General features: G+C 57.5%; 3 protein-coding genes. 2 read left to right on the top strand and 1 reads right to left on the bottom strand.

Features of this window, described 5'->3' with window-relative positions; genetic code table 11:
- Both E4U03_RS12520 and E4U03_RS13495 read left to right on the top strand, forming a co-directional pair.
- The coding region (locus E4U03_RS12520) for an IS3 family transposase (RefSeq protein ID WP_135011154.1) at nt 1–116 on the top strand (116 nt) is incomplete at its 5' end.
- Nucleotides 117–497: 381 nt separating this feature from the next.
- Nucleotides 498–1,319 (top strand): NlpC/P60 family protein, encoded by an 822-nt coding sequence (locus E4U03_RS13495; protein ID WP_228066318.1) that lies wholly within the window; start codon nt 498–500, stop codon nt 1,317–1,319.
- Nucleotides 1,320–1,401: 82 nt separating this feature from the next.
- On the opposite strand, the gene E4U03_RS13030 is transcribed toward E4U03_RS13495, so the two are convergent.
- The coding region (locus E4U03_RS13030) for an IS3 family transposase (RefSeq protein WP_135011154.1) at nt 1,402–1,517 on the bottom strand (116 nt) is incomplete at its 5' end.

Genomic DNA, 1,517 nt, shown 5'->3' with positions numbered 1-1,517 from the left:
GTCAGGCGGTTGATGACTATATCTATTGGTATAACAACGGTAGGCTTCAGGAGCGATTAAAGGGCCTGGCTCCGATGGGGTATCGGAGCCAGGCTTTGGCAGCCCTGACGGTCTAGGATTAAACCAGTCCAACTTTCGGGGGCTAGTTCAGTGGGCCGGGTCACAGTTTCGTCATGAAACCGTGACCCAGCCGCTATCGTGTCGCATTTTATTTCGGTGGGTTCTGCCCGCACAGGTTACTCGCCGGTAACCCAGGGTGACCAGTATTAACAGGTGATTCCCAGGCCCTTCTGGGTCTCTGTAGAGACATGCCATAGGGCAGAAAAATCAATTTTTTATAACGATTTGGTATACATCGTTACCAAATCGTTATAGGCTGTTCAGAGTCCAATCAGCTTCCGAGGGAAGCATGGGAGCCCACAAACCCCACGTACGGGCCACCCAGCAGTAGCAGCAACCCGGCTGCGAAATCTCAAGAAGAGACGAAAGGTACAACATTGCGTCGTTCACTCTCAGTAGGTGCGGTAGGCGTCATCTTGTCCGGTGCTGTTCTCGCAGCAGCAAACGCAGCCGTCAACGAAGCCCCGCAGACCACCGTAGACAACGGTGCAGCTGTTTCAGCCCCCCTGCTCAAGGCATTCGCCGTTGCAGGTGAAGGCAAGGTTGTAAACTGGGGCGTTCCCGCTTACATCGTAGCTCCCGAAAAGCCCGTCGAGGCAACCCCCGTCATCGAAGAAGCTCCCGTTGAGGAAGCCCCCGTCGTTGAAGAGGCAGCCGTAGAAGAAGCTCTGGTTGAAGCTCCTGCCGAAGAAGCCACCGTTGCTGTTCAGTCCGAGACCGTTGAGGTTGTAGAGGCAACTCCCGCCCCTGTTGAAACCGTAGCTCCTGCAGCAACCCAGGCACCCGCTCCTGCGCCCGCAGCTACCACTGCCGCTCCCGCAGCAGCCCCCACTCTTTCCACTGCCACCAACCAGGCTAAGCGCGACGCTGTTGTAGCAGCCGCCCTGGCCGCCGCAGCCGTCAACGCTCAGACCGACTGCACCATGCTGGCAACCAACTCCCTGCGCGCCGCTGGCATCAACTTCCACGGCTGGCCCATGAACTACATGGCTCTGGGTAGCGTAACCTCCAACCCCCAGCCCGGCGACCTGGTTCTCTATCAGTCCAACGGTTTCGGCCAGCAGCACATCGCTGTTTACATTGGCAATGGCCAGGCTGTACACGGCGGCTGGAACGGCATGGGCACCTCCATCTTCTCGGTGAACCTGCCCACCGCGTCCGCACCGATCTTCGTATCACCCGCTGGCTACAACAGCTAAGCAGACCGCCTCAGGCGTCTTTTCTTGAGAAAGGCCCCGCTCCCTCACTGAACTAGCCCCCGAAAGTTGGACTGGTTTAATCCTAGACCGTCAGGGCTGCCAAAGCCTGGCTCCGATACCCCATCGGAGCCAGGCCCTTTAATCGCTCCTGAAGCCTACCGTTGTTATACCAATAGATATAGTCATCAACCGCCTGAC

It is taken from the genome of Rothia nasimurium (genome assembly GCF_004569295.1).
In the GTDB taxonomy this organism is placed as follows: Bacteria; Actinomycetota; Actinomycetes; order Actinomycetales; family Micrococcaceae; genus Rothia; species Rothia nasimurium_B.
This window is presented reverse-complemented; position numbering and strand designations above follow the sequence as displayed.